General features: G+C 71.8%; 15 protein-coding genes. 6 read left to right on the forward strand and 9 right to left on the reverse strand.

Annotation, left to right across the window (positions count from 1 at the left end):
• Nucleotides 1–159 precede the first annotated feature (159 nt).
• Complete coding sequence (locus B0675_RS15135; RefSeq protein ID WP_081219348.1) at nucleotides 160–1626, forward strand: PAS domain-containing sensor histidine kinase; 1467 nt, start codon at nucleotides 160–162, stop codon at nucleotides 1624–1626.
• Nucleotides 1627–1878: 252 nt separating this feature from the next.
• Here B0675_RS15135 and B0675_RS15140 read toward each other — a convergent pair whose 3' ends face one another.
• Nucleotides 1879–2136: a WhiB family transcriptional regulator gene (locus B0675_RS15140; protein ID WP_006380970.1), complete on the reverse strand. Its 258-nt coding sequence runs from the start codon at nucleotides 2134–2136 to the stop codon at nucleotides 1879–1881.
• A 317-nt stretch (nucleotides 2137–2453) separates the two neighbouring features.
• The gene (locus B0675_RS15145; RefSeq protein ID WP_081219349.1) at nucleotides 2454–3422 is read right to left on the reverse strand and encodes a diacylglycerol kinase family protein; all 969 of its coding nucleotides are present in this window, start codon (nucleotides 3420–3422) and stop codon (nucleotides 2454–2456) included.
• 170 nt (nucleotides 3423–3592) lie between these two features.
• Between B0675_RS15145 and B0675_RS15150 the strand changes: the two genes are divergently transcribed.
• Entirely contained in the window at nucleotides 3593–4045 is a 453-nt protein-coding gene (locus B0675_RS15150) for a hypothetical protein (protein ID WP_081219350.1), read from the forward strand.
• 6 nt (nucleotides 4046–4051) lie between these two features.
• Here the strand turns inward: B0675_RS15150 and B0675_RS15155 are convergent, their stop codons facing one another.
• The 3 genes from B0675_RS15155 to B0675_RS15165 form a co-directional block, all read right to left on the reverse strand.
• Nucleotides 4052–5173: an RNA polymerase sigma factor SigF gene (locus tag B0675_RS15155; RefSeq protein WP_081219351.1), complete on the reverse strand. Its 1122-nt coding sequence runs from the start codon at nucleotides 5171–5173 to the stop codon at nucleotides 4052–4054.
• Nucleotides 5170–5583 carry an anti-sigma regulatory factor gene (locus tag B0675_RS15160; RefSeq protein ID WP_081221804.1) on the reverse strand — a complete coding sequence of 138 codons (414 nt, stop codon included), beginning with the start codon at nucleotides 5581–5583 and terminating at the stop codon, nucleotides 5170–5172. Before B0675_RS15160 ends, B0675_RS15155 begins: the two co-directional genes overlap by 4 nt.
• 285 nt (nucleotides 5584–5868) lie before the next feature.
• The gene (locus tag B0675_RS15165; RefSeq protein WP_081219352.1) at nucleotides 5869–6129 is read right to left on the reverse strand and encodes a UBP-type zinc finger domain-containing protein; all 261 of its coding nucleotides are present in this window, start codon (nucleotides 6127–6129) and stop codon (nucleotides 5869–5871) included.
• Between the two features lie 61 nt (nucleotides 6130–6190).
• On the opposite strand from B0675_RS15165, the gene B0675_RS15170 reads away from it, so the two are divergent.
• The gene (locus tag B0675_RS15170) at nucleotides 6191–7786 is read left to right on the forward strand and encodes a Na+/H+ antiporter (RefSeq protein ID WP_081221805.1); all 1596 of its coding nucleotides are present in this window, start codon (nucleotides 6191–6193) and stop codon (nucleotides 7784–7786) included.
• On the opposite strand, the gene B0675_RS15175 is transcribed toward B0675_RS15170, so the two are convergent.
• The 3 genes from B0675_RS15175 to B0675_RS15185 all read right to left on the reverse strand — a co-directional run bounded on the left by B0675_RS15175 (nucleotide 7768) and on the right by B0675_RS15185 (nucleotide 9787).
• Nucleotides 7768–8670, reverse strand: a complete 903-nt coding sequence (locus B0675_RS15175; protein WP_241539945.1) for a pyridoxal-phosphate dependent enzyme — start codon at nucleotides 8668–8670, stop codon at nucleotides 7768–7770. The genes B0675_RS15170 and B0675_RS15175 overlap by 19 nt on opposite strands.
• 157 nt (nucleotides 8671–8827) lie before the next feature.
• Nucleotides 8828–9418: an N-acetylmuramoyl-L-alanine amidase gene (locus tag B0675_RS15180; protein WP_081219353.1), complete on the reverse strand. Its 591-nt coding sequence runs from the start codon at nucleotides 9416–9418 to the stop codon at nucleotides 8828–8830.
• A gap of 135 nt (nucleotides 9419–9553) precedes the next feature.
• Entirely contained in the window at nucleotides 9554–9787 is a 234-nt protein-coding gene (locus tag B0675_RS15185) for a hypothetical protein (protein ID WP_081219354.1), read from the reverse strand.
• A 209-nt stretch (nucleotides 9788–9996) separates the two neighbouring features.
• Between B0675_RS15185 and B0675_RS15190 the strand changes: the two genes are divergently transcribed.
• The 3 genes from B0675_RS15190 (at nucleotide 9997) to B0675_RS15200 (ending at nucleotide 13541) form a co-directional block, all read left to right on the forward strand.
• Nucleotides 9997–11403, forward strand: coding sequence for a family 2B encapsulin nanocompartment shell protein (locus tag B0675_RS15190; protein WP_081219355.1), 1407 nt, complete (start codon nucleotides 9997–9999; stop codon nucleotides 11401–11403).
• A gap of 220 nt (nucleotides 11404–11623) precedes the next feature.
• Nucleotides 11624–12682 carry a family 2 encapsulin nanocompartment cargo protein polyprenyl transferase gene (locus tag B0675_RS15195; RefSeq protein ID WP_081219356.1) on the forward strand — a complete coding sequence of 353 codons (1059 nt, stop codon included), beginning with the start codon at nucleotides 11624–11626 and terminating at the stop codon, nucleotides 12680–12682.
• 226 nt (nucleotides 12683–12908) lie between these two features.
• Nucleotides 12909–13541, forward strand: coding sequence for a GNAT family N-acetyltransferase (locus B0675_RS15200; protein WP_081219357.1), 633 nt, complete (start codon nucleotides 12909–12911; stop codon nucleotides 13539–13541).
• Here the strand turns inward: B0675_RS15200 and B0675_RS15205 are convergent.
• The gene (locus tag B0675_RS15205) at nucleotides 13538–14170 is read right to left on the reverse strand and encodes a TetR/AcrR family transcriptional regulator (protein ID WP_081219358.1); all 633 of its coding nucleotides are present in this window, start codon (nucleotides 14168–14170) and stop codon (nucleotides 13538–13540) included. The genes B0675_RS15200 and B0675_RS15205 overlap by 4 nt on opposite strands.
• Nucleotides 14171–14225: the final 55 nt, after the last annotated feature.

The following is a 14225-nucleotide window of genomic DNA, read 5'->3' on the forward strand; positions in this document are numbered from 1 at the left end:
TGTTGCTCCGGGCTGCGGTGCCGGGAGGGTTGAGGGTCCCTCCCAGGCGCCGCGGCCCGCGGGTGTCTCCGGGGCCGTACGCGCTGCTCCCGAGCCCGCTGCGGGCGGCTGACCGGGGTCCGGGCGGATCCGCCGGGTACGCTCGCACACGTGCCCTCCATGAACGACCTCGTACGCCAGCACACCGCTCTCGGTGACTCCGATCTCGAGTGGCTTCATCTGCTGGTCTCGGAGTGGCAGTTGCTCTCCGACCTCTCCTTCGCCGACCTCGTGCTGTGGGTTCCCACGCGCGACGGCACCCGCTACGTCTCGGTCGCCCAGATGCGGCCGAACACGGGCCCGACCTCGTACCAGGACGACATGGTCGGCCATCTGGTCCCGCGCGGCCGCCGGCCCCTGCTGGACGCGGCGCTCGACGAGGGCCGGATCGTGCGCGAGGGCGACCCCGAGTGGCGCGAGGAGGTCCCGGTCCGCGTCGAGTCCATTCCGGTGCGGCGCGAGGGCCGCGTCCTCGGTGTCATCGCCCGCAACACCAACCTGCTCACCGTGCGCACCCCGAGCCGCCTCGAACTGACGTATCTGCAGAGCGCCTCCGACCTCGCCCAGATGATCGCGGCCGGCACCTTCCCGTTCCCCGACCAGCAGGTCGACATGGACGCCTCGCCGCGGGTCGGCGACGGACTGATCCGCCTCGACGCGGACGGCGTCGTCCAGTACGCCTCGCCGAACGCACTGTCCGCCTACCACCGGCTCGGCCTCGCCGCCGACCTGGTCGGCCACAACCTCGGCTCCACCACCGCCGAACTCGCCCCGTCCCGCGGCCCGGTGGACGAGGCGCTGGCCAAGGTCGCCAGCGGCTGGGCCCCCCGCGAGTTCGAGATCGAGAGCGCCGAAGGCGTCATCCAGCTGCGGGCGATCCCGCTCAAGCCCAAGGGCACCCGCGTCGGATCCCTGGTGCTGCTCCGGGACGTCACCGAACTGCGCCGCCGCGAGCGCGAGTTGATCACCAAGGACGCCACCATCCGGGAGATCCACCACCGGGTGAAGAACAACCTCCAGACGGTCGCCGCCCTGTTGCGGCTCCAGGCCCGGCGCATCGACTCGGAGCGCGGCCGGGAGGCGCTGGAGGAGGCCGTGCGCCGGGTCGGTTCCATCGCCATCGTGCACGAGACGCTCTCCCAGAACCTGGACGAGCGGGTCGAGTTCGACGAGATCGCGGACCGGGTGCTCGCCATGGTCGCCGAGATCTCCCCCGGCAAGGTCACCGGCCGGCGCACCGGACGCTTCGGCATCCTGGACGCCGAGGTCGCCACCCCGCTGTCCATGGTCCTCACCGAGATCCTCCAGAACGCGCTGGAGCACGGCTTCCGCGAGGGCGACCGGGGCACCGTCGAGGTCTCGGCGGTCCGCGGCGGCACCGCCAAGGAGGCCCGCCTGCTGGTCACGGTCCAGGACGACGGGGTCGGACTGCCCGAGGGCTTCGACCCGCACCGCTCGGGGAACCTCGGCCTGCAGATCGTACGGACGCTGGTGGAGGGCGAGTTGGGCGGCACGTTCGACATGGTCGCCGCCCCGGAGCGCGGCACCCAGGTGATCCTGGACCTTCCGGTGCGCGTACCCAAGTAGCCGATCGGCACACGATCCGCACAACCGGCCCCCGAGCGGCGGCAGTCGACGACCGCTCGGTCGGTCACTCAGGGTGACCCTCGGTGGATACGGGCCGTCGGCGCACAGCAATGAGCCCCGGACCACAAGTGGTCCGGGGCTGAAAGCTCGTTGCAATCAAGCGCATCGGGGTACTGCGCGCTGCGGCTCGGGGGCGGGAGATGCGTACACGCTGTACGCGCCGCCAAGCTCAGGCTCGTGCGGGGTGGAACGTCAGGCGGTGGCCTGACGAGCTCGGTTGCGGGCGGCACGGCGCTTCATTGCGCGGCGCTCGTCCTCGCTGAGGCCACCCCAGACGCCGGAGTCCTGGCCGGACTCGAGCGCCCACTGCAGGCACTGCTCCATGACGGGGCAGCGGCGGCAGACGGCCTTGGCTTCCTCGATCTGCAGCAGCGCAGGACCGGTGTTGCCGATGGGGAAGAAGAGCTCGGGGTCTTCCTCGCGGCAAACGGCGTTGTGACGCCAGTCCATGGCTGCTACCTCTCCTTGGTATTACATGCACGTTGCTTGTGAATGTGAACGCTTTCACGAATCCCTCAACAAGTGAAGGGCCGACGACCAGACGGACTGGTGTGGTCCTTGATGTGAGGAGGGGTTCCGGTGCTCTGTGGGGCCGATGTTGCGGGCCGTCCCGAGCGCCACGTAGAGACTCGCAAACCTCAGCGGCGGATACAACCCCTTCTGGAAAGTTTTTTTTGATTCCTCGGTGTCGACTAGGTCACAGCCGTACTTCCATGGGGTGGACCCTGGTCTAAACGTTCGAGTGAAAGGACTTTGGGCCCTTCCGCTCACACAATCACACGCAGTGCACGGCGTACGCCTGTGAACGTCACGCTGGTTCGCAGTCCGAGGTGGTCGCCGTCCATCTGGAGGGGCAGCGGGGCCTTCGAATGCAAGGTGAAGTCCGTCAGGTCGTGCAGGGAGAGGGCGTGCTTCCCGCGGGGTCCCCGGTCGGGGGACGAAGTGAGCAACTGGGTGGCATACCGGGCAACCGAGGCCGTCGACATGCGGCTGAGGCCGAGTACGTCGAGCCCCGTATCGAACGAGGCCTTAGGCGACGCGTACACCGGACGATTGCCGAGAAACGTCCACGGCGCGGTGTTGCAGATGATGGAGAGCACCAGATCGGTCACCGGGTCGGCGCCGGGGCGCTCCAGGGTGATCGTTCCGTGCCGGCGATGCGGTTCGTCCAGAAACTGCCGCATCACCTGGCGGAGATACAGCGCATGCGTCGACCGCCGGCCGAGCTCGCGCTGCTGCTCGACCCGGCCCACCACTCCCGCGTCGAAGCCGAGCCCGGCGCAGAAGGTGAACCAGCGGGAGGGCACGGCCTCGTCCTCCGTGCCGGGGGTTCCCGCGGCGAGGCCGAGGCCCACGGTCCGCTCCCGTTCCTCGCGCAGGGCGTCCAGCAGGGCGCCGGTCGCCTCCACGGCGTCGTTCGGCAGACCGAGAGCGCGCGCGAAGACATTGGTGGAGCCGCCGGGGACGACGGCGAGGCGGGGCAGGGCGTCCGGGTCGGGGCCCCGGTGCAGCAGACCGTTCACGACCTCGTTGACCGTGCCGTCCCCGCCGAGGGCCACGACCAGGTCTATCTCGTCGCTGTCGGCGGCCTGCCGGCCGAGGTCCCGGGCGTGCCCGCGGTACTCGGTGGTGACGGCCTCCAGCTTCATCTCGCTGGCCAACGCATGGATCAGGACATCACGCGTGCGCGCACTTGTGGTGGTTGCTGCCGGATTGACCACGAGAAGTGCACGCATGCGATGCAGCGTACCTACTGGGTGGTACTCGGCCCAGACCGAGGTAGGGGTCCGGTAAGAGACCCGGGCGTGAGCCGGGCCACAGCGCACCGCCCGCCGGGCCTTCCCCGCAGGGGAACCGTCGCCCCCGGGGCGGTCGGCGGTCCGGGGCCGACGGCTACTCTTCAGGAGTGAGCCGAGAGCAGAACCCCACCCCCGACGCCCCCCTCGCCGAACCGCGCCCCGGACGGCTGACCGCCGCCGCGGCACTGGCAGCGCTGGAGGGACTCGCCCTCGTGGCGGGCGGCGTCTACATCCTCGTCCTCGGCCTCACGGGCGACCCCGACGACCGGCAGCAGGCCGTCACCGGCGGCGTCACGCTGATCGTGCTGGCGCTGCTGCCGCTGCTGGCCGCGCGCGGACTGCTGCTGCGCCGCGGCTGGAGCCGCGGCCCGGCCGTCATCACCCAGGTCATGGCCCTGCCCGTCGCCTACAACCTGCTGCGGGCCGACAGCGTCGCGATCCCCGCGGGCATCGTCCTCGCGGTCGTCGCGGTGGCCGCCCTGGTGCTGCTCGTGAACCCCGCAACGACGAGGGCCCTCGGTATCCGAGGGCCCGGCGGCGACGTACAGGAAGAGAAGTAGCGGCTCTCACTCCTCGACGAGGAGCTTCTCCCGCAGCTGGGCCAGGGTGCGGGCCAGCAGCCGGGAGACGTGCATCTGCGAGATGCCGACCTCCTGCGCGATCTGCGACTGCGTCATGTTGCCGAAGAAGCGCAGGAGCAGGATCCGCTTCTCCCGCGGCGGAAGGTCCTCCAGCAGCGGCTTGAGCGACTCCCGGTACTCGACGCCCTCCAGCGCCTCGTCCTCCGCGCCCAGGGTGTCCGCGACCGCGGGCGACTCGTCGTCCGTGTCCGGGACGTCCAGGGACAGCGTGGAGTACGCGTTCGCGGACTCCAGGCCCTCCAGGACCTCCTCCTCCGAGATGGCCAGCTTCTCGGCCAGCTCGTGCACCGTCGGGGACCGGCCGTGCAGCTGGGAGAGCTCCGCGGTGGCCGTGGTCAGGGCCAGCCGCAGCTCCTGGAGGCGGCGCGGGACACGGACCGCCCATCCCTTGTCGCGGAAGTGCCGCTTGATCTCGCCGACCACGGTCGGCGTCGCGTACGTCGAGAACTCGACGCCGCGCTCCGGGTCGAAGCGGTCGACCGACTTGATCAGGCCGATCGTCGCGACCTGCGTCAGGTCGTCCAGCGGCTCACCGCGATTGCGGAACCGGCGCGCGAGGTGCTCCACGAGCGGCAGATGCATGCGGACCAGCTGGTTGCGCAGCTCCGCGTACTCGGCACTGCTGTCCTGCATCTTGCGCAGCTCGACGAACATCACCCGGGCCGCGCTGCGGTCCTGCGGGTCGTGCCGGATGTGCTGGGCGCTCGGCCCGTGCTGCGTGCCCTGCACGCTCTGCTCCGCGTCTCGCTCGTGCTCGCTCATAGTCCCGCCCGTCACCATTCCCCGAGCCCGCGGCTCTTCCCCCATGACCTCGGCACCGCGCGGACCGGGAGAACCTCCCCGGACGGGGGAGACCCCGGACTGCGCGGCGCCGGCCCCGCTGGTCACCTCGCCGGCGCCGCCCTCCGGATGCTGCCGGGCCTGCTCGGGGATGCCGTCGATGCCGTCCGCCGTGTGCCGCGACCCGTCCGGGCCGTCGGCGCGCTCCGCGGGAGGCTCCCGTGTGCCGCGCTCTTCGTCCCGCACCGGCCCGTCCCCGTCCTTCACGCCGGCCCGGGTCCCGCGCCGCGCTGTTTGTAGAGACTGATCGAAACGGTCTTGTCCTCGGCGACGGTGGATTCGACCTTGCCGGCCAGGGCCGACAGCACGGTCCACGCGAACGTGTCCCGTGACGGAGCGTGACCGTCGGTGGTCGGAGCGGAGACCGTGACCTCCAGTGAGTCCTCGATGAGCCGGAAGACACAACTGAGGACGGAGCCGGGAACGGCCTGCTGCAGCAGGATCGCGCAGGCCTCGTCCACCGCGATGCGCAGATCCTCGATCTCGTCGAGGGTGAAGTCCAACCGGGCCGCCAGCCCGGCCGTGGCCGTGCGCAGTACCGACAGGTAGGCACCCGCGGCCGGCAGCCGGACTTCCACGAAGTCCTTCGTCGCGGGCTCGCCTGCGATCTGGGACACCCTCACCTCCATGGTGGTACAAGCTCATTCGAGCTCTCTCGGGGGCCGAGGGTCGCCCCCCGGGGTAACGCGCTACGTCGTGCAGCGGTGACGCTACCGCGCTCCCGTCTTTCCTGTCCTGGGGACCCCGCCCCTTGCTGTCACTCATAGTAAGCCCACGAGCACGGACAGTGGCTAGGGGTCTGCGGGGCCCAAATCGGAAGAGCGCGCGCCGGGTTGACGTACCCAGGCGTCAGACGGTCGAACCGTCCCGGCTTTCGGCCACGCGCCCGCCTCGCGCACGGCTCAGACGAGCACGTGGTCCACGAAGCACCAGCGCCAGCTCTCCCCCGGCTCGAAGGTGCGCATGATCGGATGTCCCGTGTCCTTGAAGTGCTCTGTCGCGTGCCGCAGAGGTGAGGAGTCGCAACAGGAGAGGTGCCCGCACTCCAGACACAGCCGAAGCTGTACCGGGTGCGTGCCCGCGGCCACGCACTCGAGGCACGTGTCGCTCTCGGGCCGGGGTTCCTGCTGCGGCAGCGCGTCGGTGTGCGTGCACTGTTTCATGATTGCCAGGTTACGTCGGGTGTGCGGGATGCCGCGCGAAAACGAGGGCGGGCGGAAGACGATGCACGTATTGCCACTGCTGTTGCTGGTTGCCGGGAGCGCGGCGGTCGCCGGGGCCGCCCGCCGCACGCCGATCCCGGCGCCCCTGCTCCTCGTCGCGGCGGGCCTGATCGTGTCGTACATCCCCGGTGTGCCGCCGTACGAACTCGACCCCGACATCGTGCTGCCGCTGCTGCTGCCCCCGCTGCTGTACACGGCGGCGACGGACAGCTCCTACCTGGACCTGAGGGCCCAGTTGAGGCCCGTGGCCCTGCTGTCGGTGGGGTACGTCCTGTTCGCGACGCTCGTCGTCGGCTGGGCGGCCTACCTCCTCGTGCCGAGCCTCCCGCTGACCGCGGCGCTCGTGCTGGGCGCGGTCGTCGCGCCGCCGGACGCGGTGGCCGCGACCGCGGTGGCGCGCCGGGTGGGGCTGCCCTCCCGGATCACCACCATCCTGCAGGGCGAGTCCCTGGTGAACGACGCGACCGCGATCACCGCCTACAAGGTGGCGCTCGCGGCGGCCGTCGGCGAGGGCGCCACCTGGGCGGGCGGCATCCGCGAGTTCCTGCTCGCGGCCGTCGGCGGCGTGGTGGTCGGGCTCGCCCTCATGATCCCCATCCACTGGCTGCGCACCCACATCAACGAGGCGCTGCTGCAGAACACGCTCTCCCTGCTGATCCCCTTCGCCGCCTACGGCATCGCCGAGTGGGTGGACGCCTCCGGCGTGCTCGCCGTCGTGGTCGTCGCCCTCTACCTCGGCCACCGTGCCTGGGAGGTCGACTTCGCGACCCGGCTCCAGGAGGAGGCGGTGTGGAAGATGGTCGCGTTCGTGCTGGAGTCGGCGGTGTTCGCGCTCATCGGCCTGCAGCTGCCGGTCGTCCTCAAGGGCCTCGGCGCGTACGAGGGAACCAGCGCCGCCTGGTACGCGATCGCCCTCTTCTTCGTCGTCGTCGCGACCCGGTTCGTGTGGGTGTACCCCGCCACCTTCCTGCCCCGCATCCTCTCGTCACGCATCCGCGAGCGGGAGGACAATCCGACCTGGAAGGCGCCGTTCGTCATCGGCTGGGCGGGCATGCGGGGCGTCGTCTCGCTCGCCATCGCCTTCTCCATCCCGCTCACGATGCACGGCGGCGAGGCCTTCCCCGGCCGCAACCTGATCCTCTTCCTGACCTTCACGACCGTCATCGGCACCCTCGTCGTCCAAGGGCTCACGCTGCCCCCGTTGATCCGGCTGCTGAAGCTGCCGGGCCGCGACACCCAGGCCGAGACGCTCGCCGAGGCCAACGCCCAGGCGCAGGCCTCCCAGGCCGCCGAACAGCGCCTCGACGACCTCCTCACCGACGAGCGCAACGCGCTGCCCCCGCCCCTCGCCGAGCGGCTGCGCTCGGTGATGGAACGGCGCCGCAACGCCGTCTGGGAGCGGCTCGGCGCGGTCAACCCGGTCACCGGGGAGAGCGCCGACGACACCTACCGCCGGCTCTCCCGCGAGATGATCGGCGCCGAGCGCGAGGTGTTCGTCAGGCTGCGCGACCTGCGCTACATCGACGACGAGATGCTGCGGACGCTGCTGCGCCGGCTGGACCTGGAGGAGGCCGCCGCCTACCGCGAGGCGGCCTGAGGCGCCACCCCGGCGGCGGGGAACGGCGCTCCGGTGATCACCGCCGCGACCGTCGTGCCGCGGGGGAACGCGCCCTCCTCGGCCAGGGCGACAAGTCCGTACAGCATCTTGGCGACATAGAGACGTTCCACCGACAGGCCGTGCCGCTGGCCGAAGTCCTCGGCGAAGGCGTCGAGTTCGGGGGTGGTACGGGCGTAGCCGCCGAAGGTGAAGCGGTCGTCGAGGGCCCAGGTGCCGCTTCGGCCGCCGAACGCCGCTGTCTGGAGCGACTCCGTCTGCGCGCCGAGGAAGCCGCCCCTGACGACCGGGACACCGAGGGCGCGCTGGTCCGGGGCGAGACCCGCGGCCAGCCCCGCGAGGGTGCCGCCGGTACCGCAGGCGAGCGCGGCCACGTCGACGCCGTGGCCGCGCAGTTCCTCGCCGAGTGCCCGGCAGCCGCGCACCGCGAGGGCGTTGCTGCCGCCCTCCGGGACCACGTACGCGTCCTCGGCTCCCGTGGCGCGCAGGATGTCCGCCAGGATCTCCGGGTCCGACGTGCGGCGGTAGGTCGATCTGTCGACGAAGTGCAGACGCATGCCGTCGGCGGCGCAGCGGGCGAGCGAGGGGTTCAGGGGCCGGTCGGCCAACTCCTGGCCGCGGACCACGCCGAGGGTGGGCAGACCGAGGAGCCGGCCGGCCGCGGCGGTGGCCCGCAGGTGGTTCGAGTACGCCCCGCCGAACGTGACCAGGGTGCGGCCGGCCGCCGCCGCGAGGTTCGGCGTCAGCTTGCGCCACTTGTTGCCGACGAGGTCCGGGTGGATCAGGTCGTCCCGCTTCAGCAGCAGCCGCACCCCGTGGCGGGCGAACCGCTCGTCCGCCGCCTCCCGCAGCGGAGAGGGGAGCAGCGGCGCGGTCCCGAGCGGTCCGGGCGTCGAGGGCCCGTCGTATCGCGGGCCGCCGGAGCGGGACGGCACGGCGGCGGGGCCGGTCTCCGGGGCATCGGGGCTGGTCACCCGCTCATTGTCGGACACCTGTCCGGAGACGGCCCGACGCGGGGCGGGTCTACTTGAGCAGTTCGCGGACGCGGCCGCGCAGGGAACTCATCGTGAACCCCCTCGGGTCCACCTTGCCCGGCTGCCACTCCAGGTGGCCGATCACCGAGCGCTCGGTCCAGCCGTGATGGCGGCAGATGGCGGCGCACACCCGGGCCACGGCCGTCAGCTGGGCCTCGGGCCACGGGTCCTTGCCGTCGCCGAGGTTCTCGCACTCGAAGCCGTAGAAATGGCGGTTGCCGTCGGTGTTCGCCTCGTTGTCGTGCGGGAGGGCCTTCTCGGCGATCACCGCGCGCAGGACGTCGTCGTCACCGAGGCCCGCGTGGTTGGCCCGGCCGTACCCGACGAGATGGACGACGCCGTCCTTCGTGATGACGCCGTGGCACAGCGGACCGGGCAGGTCCTCGCGTCCGTCACGGCACAGTCCGACCGTGCGCGCGGCACCGGAGGTCACCGTGTGGTGGATCATCACGCCGTGCACCGGACCCCACGGTCCCTTGTGGTTGCGGTTGTGATGTCTCCAGTCGCCCACCTCGACGACGTGGACGTCCTCGTCCCTGATCCGGTCCAGGAAAGTGCCCGCGGACATGGGCGATGCCATGGCCGCCTCCTTCGCGCTGCGCGCCGGCCGCCTCGCGCGGCCGTCTCGTATCGCAGCTTGTATCGCCGACGCGGCCGCCGGACCCACCCGTTCGCACAGCGAGCGAGCCGATCCGGTCAGCGGCGCGGGATCCGGTCAGGAGTGGAGGAAGCCGTCCCCGTGGGCGGTGATGTGGCTCTCCAGGGTCTGGAGAGCCTGCTGGGTCGCCTCGGGGGAGCCGGTGCCGTGCCGCTCCGCGTAGTACGCCGCGCCGAGTCTCTTCAGGAGGTCGGTGCCCGCCCGCTGGGCCTGCACGTCGTCCAGCTTCTGCTTGCCCTGCGTGAGGCCGCGCTGCGCCTGTTCCTTCGCGCGGTCCAGAAAGCCTGCCACTGCGATCTCCCGTCGTCGTCCGTCAGTGATCAAACGGACGGCCGGAGACGGGAGTTCCCCGGCCGCCGCGCGGTGGACCTCGACAGAATCACTCTCCCTGCCCAACTCGCGGGTGATCCATTCCCCCTCATTCGTGTAATAGCACCGGCACGCTCCGTGATGGAAGGCTTGCTCCCGAAGATCAGTGCACGACCGGGAGGGCAATTTTCATGTCGGTAGGCGAAGAGGTCCGCGCGGAGCAGAACCGTCCGCAGCAGAGTCTCGGCACATCAGCCGCGCGGAACCTGGCCACCACCACCAAGTCCGCGCCACAGATGCAGGAGATCAGCTCGCGGTGGCTGCTGCGCATGCTTCCGTGGGTGAACGTGCAGGGTGGCACGTACCGCGTGAACCGGCGGCTCAGCTACTCCGTGGGCGACGGCCGCGTGACGTTCGTGAAGACAGGGGACCAGGTCCAGGTCATCCCCGCGGAACTGGGCGAGCTGTCCGTCCTGCGGTCGTACGAGGACCAGGAGGTGCTGGCCGAGCTCGCGGCCCGGTGCCGACAGCGCGAGTTCGTCCCGGGTGACGTACTGGCCTCGTTCGGGAGCCAGGCCGACGAGGTGTTCCTGCTGGCGCACGGCAAGGTCGAGAAGATCGGCACCGGTCCCTACGGGGACGACGCGGTGCTCGGCGTCCTCGCCGACGGCGCGTACTTCGGGGAGCAGTCCCTGATCGACCCGGAGGCCATCTGGGAGTACACGGCCCGCGCGGTCACCTCGGTCACCGTGCTCACGCTGCCCCGGCAGGACCTCGAACAGGTCGCGGAGCGGTCCGAGTCCCTGCGGGAGCACCTCCAGGCGCTGCGCGCGATCCCGGCGCAGCGCCAGAACAAGTACGGCGAGAAGGAGATCGACCTCGCGGCCGGCCACACCGGTGAGCCGGACATCCCCGGCACCTTCGTGGACTACGAGGGCAGCCCGCGCGAGTACGAACTGAGCATCGCCCAGACCGTCCTGCGCCTGCACACGCGCGTGGCCGACCTCTACAACCAGCCGATGAACCAGACGGAGCAGCAGCTCCGGCTCACCGTCGAGGCGTTGAAGGAGCGCCAGGAGCACGAGCTGATCAACAACCGGGAGTTCGGCCTGCTGAACAACTGCGAGTACGACCAGCGGCTCCAGCCGCACGACGGCGTGCCCAGCCCCGACGACCTGGACGAGCTGCTCAGCCGCCGTCGCGGCACCAAGATGCTCCTCGCTCACCCGCGGGCGATCTCCGCGATCGGCCGCGAGTTCAACAAGCGCGGACTCGTTCCCGAGAGCGTCGAGATGGCGGGCAACCGCATCCCGACCTGGCGCGGCATCCCGATCTTCCCGTGCAACAAGATCCCGGTCACGGACGCCCGGACGACCTCGATCATCGCGCTGCGTACGGGCGAGGCAGAGCAGGGGGTGGTCGGGCTCCAGCAGGCGGGCATCCCGGACGAGATCGAGCCGAGCCTGTCGGTGCGCTTCATGGGCATCAACGAACAGGCGGTCATCTCCTACCTGGTGACGGCGTACTACTCGGCCGCGGTGCTCGTGCCGGACGCCCTCGGCATCCTGGAGAACGTCGAGATCGGCCGCTGGCGGTGACGTTCCGCACGGCGGAACCCGGCGTGCGCCCGCCCCGCGGGGCGGGCGCGCCCGGGGAACACCCGCCCGGCGTCCGTGACGGCGCCACGATCAGCCCGCTCTCCGAGACGACCGCGGGGGAGACCGCATGACGACGGGGACGAAGCAGGGTCCGGCCGGTATCCCGAACAGGCGGCCTCCGGCCGGGATCCCGGACACGCGAAGCGCCGGCGGGAGGTCCATGGGACGACACGGTGAGCGGCGGGCCGTGCCGGGTCCGTCCGAGGGGCAGGAGGCGGCGGACGTCCTGGAGCGTGCCCGGGCGTTGGTCGACCCCGAGCTGCGCAGGGCCATCGACTCGCTGCCCGGGTCGATGCGCAGGGTGGCGCTGTACCACTTCGGCTGGGAGCACGCGGACGGCACTCCCGCCGCGGGCAACGCGGGCAAGGCCATCCGGCCCGCGCTCGTCCTGACGGCGGTCCGCGCCCTCGGCGGACAGCAGGCGGCGGCCGTCCGGGCCGCCGCGGCGGTGGAGCTGATCCACAACTTCACCCTGCTCCACGACGACGTGATGGACCGCGACACCACCCGCAGGCACCGCGCCACCGCGTGGACCGTGTTCGGCGACGCCGACGCGATCCTGGCCGGGGACGCCCTGCAGGCGCTGGCCCTGCAGCTGCTCGCCGAGGACCCGCACCCCGCGTCCGCGGCGGCGGCCGCCCGGCTCGCGGGCTGCGTCGTAGAACTGTGCGCCGGACAGCACACGGACACGGCCATGGAGCAGCTCGGCCCGGACGAGGTCACCCTCGACGAGTGCCTCGCCATGGCCGAGGCGAAGACGGGCGCCCTCATCGGGTGCGCCTGCGCCCTCGGAGGCCTGTACGCCGGGGCGGACGCGGAGGACGTCGACGCGCTCGACGCGTTCGGCAGGGAGGCCGGTCTCGCGTTCCAGCTCATCGACGACGTGATCGGGATCTGGGGGGACCCGAGCCGTACCGGCAAGCCCGCCGGGGCGGACCTCATCGCCCGCAAGAAGTCCTTGCCCGTGGTCGCCGCGCTGGGTTCGGGCACTCCGGCGGCCGGCGAGCTGGCGGAGTTGTACGGAGCGCCCTACCGGGAAGGAGAGCTGGAGCGCACGGTGCTCGCCGTCGAGCGGGCGGGCGGGCGCGACTGGGCGCAGGCCCAGGCGGCGGACCGGATGGCGCGGGCGATGCACGAACTGTCCCGGGCGGTCCCCGAACCCGAGGCGGCGGGAGGTCTCCTCGCGCTCGCCGAGTTCGTGACCCGGCGCAGCAGCTGACCGGCCCCGGCCGGCGCACGACCCCGGAGCCCCGGGCACCGTACGGAACCTGACCGCCGTACGGTGCCGGACTCCGGTGAGCGGGTCCCGCACATCCCCACGGCGTGCGGGGCCCGCGCCTTTCTTCCCGGCCCGCACCCGGGGGAGCCCGGCCCGGCCCCGACCCGCGTACTAGGCTCAACCTCCGTACGATCACGGGCGGTTGGGGCGAGGGGCGGGACAGGTCATGGGTGTGGCGATCCGGGTGGCGGACGACGGCGACCGGGAACTGCTCGTGCGGCTGCTGGACGAGGCGTTCCAGGACGATCCGGTGAGCGGTTGGGTCTTTCCCGATCCGGCGTACCGCCGTGCCACCCACCACAGGCTGATGGCGGCGTTCACCGACATCGTGCTCGCGGAGGGCCGGGTCGACCTGGCCGAGGACGGTTCCGCGTGCGCGCTGTGGCTGGGCGTCCCGGCCGGGGACCACGACGGTGCGGACGGTGCGGGCCAGGAGGACGAGGACGGCCCGGCGCAGCTGCGCGCCGCCGTCGACCCGGACAACGAACGGGTCGAACTGATCGGCCGGCTCACCGCGGACGTCCACCCCTCCGGCCGCGCGCACACCTACCTCTGGATGATCGCGGTGTCGCCGGAGCGCCAGGGTGAGGGACTCGGCAGCGCGCTCATGGAGCCGGTGCTCGACCGTTGCGACCGCGAGGGTCTCGCCGCCTACCTGGAGGCGAGCAGCGGCCGCAGCCGCGCCCTGTACGAGCGGCTCGGCTTCGTCGTCACGGGCGGTCCGCTCGCCCTGCCCGACGGCCCGTACATGTGGCCGATGTGGCGCGAGCCGCGCCCAGGACAGCGGGACGCGCGCTAGGCCCGGTTCCCGGCCCCTTCTTGGTCCCCGTCGCCGCCGTCGTCGTCCGGGACGATCGTCGTCACGATGGTCTCGAGGAGCCCGTCCGGTACGGCCACGCCGGGCAGGGCGTCGGCCAGGACGCCGGGCAGGGTCAGGTGTTCCAGGAGCAGGCCGAGCACCGCGAGGTACAGGACGGCCACGGTCCGGTCGCCGCCGGGCAGCCCGGCGTCCCGGTGGAACTCCATCGCCTGTTCGAGGTCGCCGCGCACCGACGCCGTGTACGACGCGCGCAGGGTCGGGCGCCGGGTGGCCTCCAGACGCATCTCGAAGAGGGCGAGGTAGCCCGTGCGGTCGCGGGTCGCCCGGCCCAGCAGGTCCCGCATGAACTCCAGGACGAGCGCGCGGTCGCGGGGGGCCGCCAGCAGACCGGCGAGGACGGCGGGATCCGGGGCCAGCCGCCGGTGGAGGTGGGTGTCGACCTGGTTCAGCAGATCGTCGCGGTCGCTGAAGTAGTTCGACGCGGTACCCACCGGAACCGCGGCCTCCGCGTCCACCGCGCGGAACGTCAGTCCCCGCGCGCCCTCGCGGGCCAGTACCGCCACCGCCGCGTCGACGAGGGCTGCCCTGCGCTCGGTGTTCCGTGCCATGTGCCGGTTCCTCTCCCTGTGACGCGCCGTTCCCGCTGTGGTGGCCCGACGCCCC

The sequence above is a fragment of the Streptomyces sp. M41(2017) genome, assembly GCF_002078175.1.
Taxonomy (GTDB): Bacteria; Actinomycetota; Actinomycetes; order Streptomycetales; family Streptomycetaceae; genus Streptomyces.

Coding starts and splice junctions, on each gene's coding strand:
- B0675_RS15135 (WP_081219348.1), top strand. CDS start 160: ATGAACGACCTCGTACGCCAGCACACCGCTCTCGGTGACTCCGATCTC.
- B0675_RS15140 (WP_006380970.1), bottom strand. CDS start 2,136: ATGGACTGGCGTCACAACGCCGTTTGCCGCGAGGAAGACCCCGAGCTC.
- B0675_RS15145 (WP_081219349.1), bottom strand. CDS start 3,422: ATGCGTGCACTTCTCGTGGTCAATCCGGCAGCAACCACCACAAGTGCG.
- B0675_RS15165 (WP_081219352.1), bottom strand. CDS start 6,129: ATGAAACAGTGCACGCACACCGACGCGCTGCCGCAGCAGGAACCCCGG.
- B0675_RS15170 (WP_081221805.1), top strand. CDS start 6,191: ATGCACGTATTGCCACTGCTGTTGCTGGTTGCCGGGAGCGCGGCGGTC.
- B0675_RS15180 (WP_081219353.1), bottom strand. CDS start 9,418: ATGGCATCGCCCATGTCCGCGGGCACTTTCCTGGACCGGATCAGGGAC.
- B0675_RS15190 (WP_081219355.1), top strand. CDS start 9,997: ATGTCGGTAGGCGAAGAGGTCCGCGCGGAGCAGAACCGTCCGCAGCAG.
- B0675_RS15195 (WP_081219356.1), top strand. CDS start 11,624: ATGGGACGACACGGTGAGCGGCGGGCCGTGCCGGGTCCGTCCGAGGGG.
- B0675_RS15200 (WP_081219357.1), top strand. CDS start 12,909: ATGGGTGTGGCGATCCGGGTGGCGGACGACGGCGACCGGGAACTGCTC.
- B0675_RS15205 (WP_081219358.1), bottom strand. CDS start 14,170: ATGGCACGGAACACCGAGCGCAGGGCAGCCCTCGTCGACGCGGCGGTG.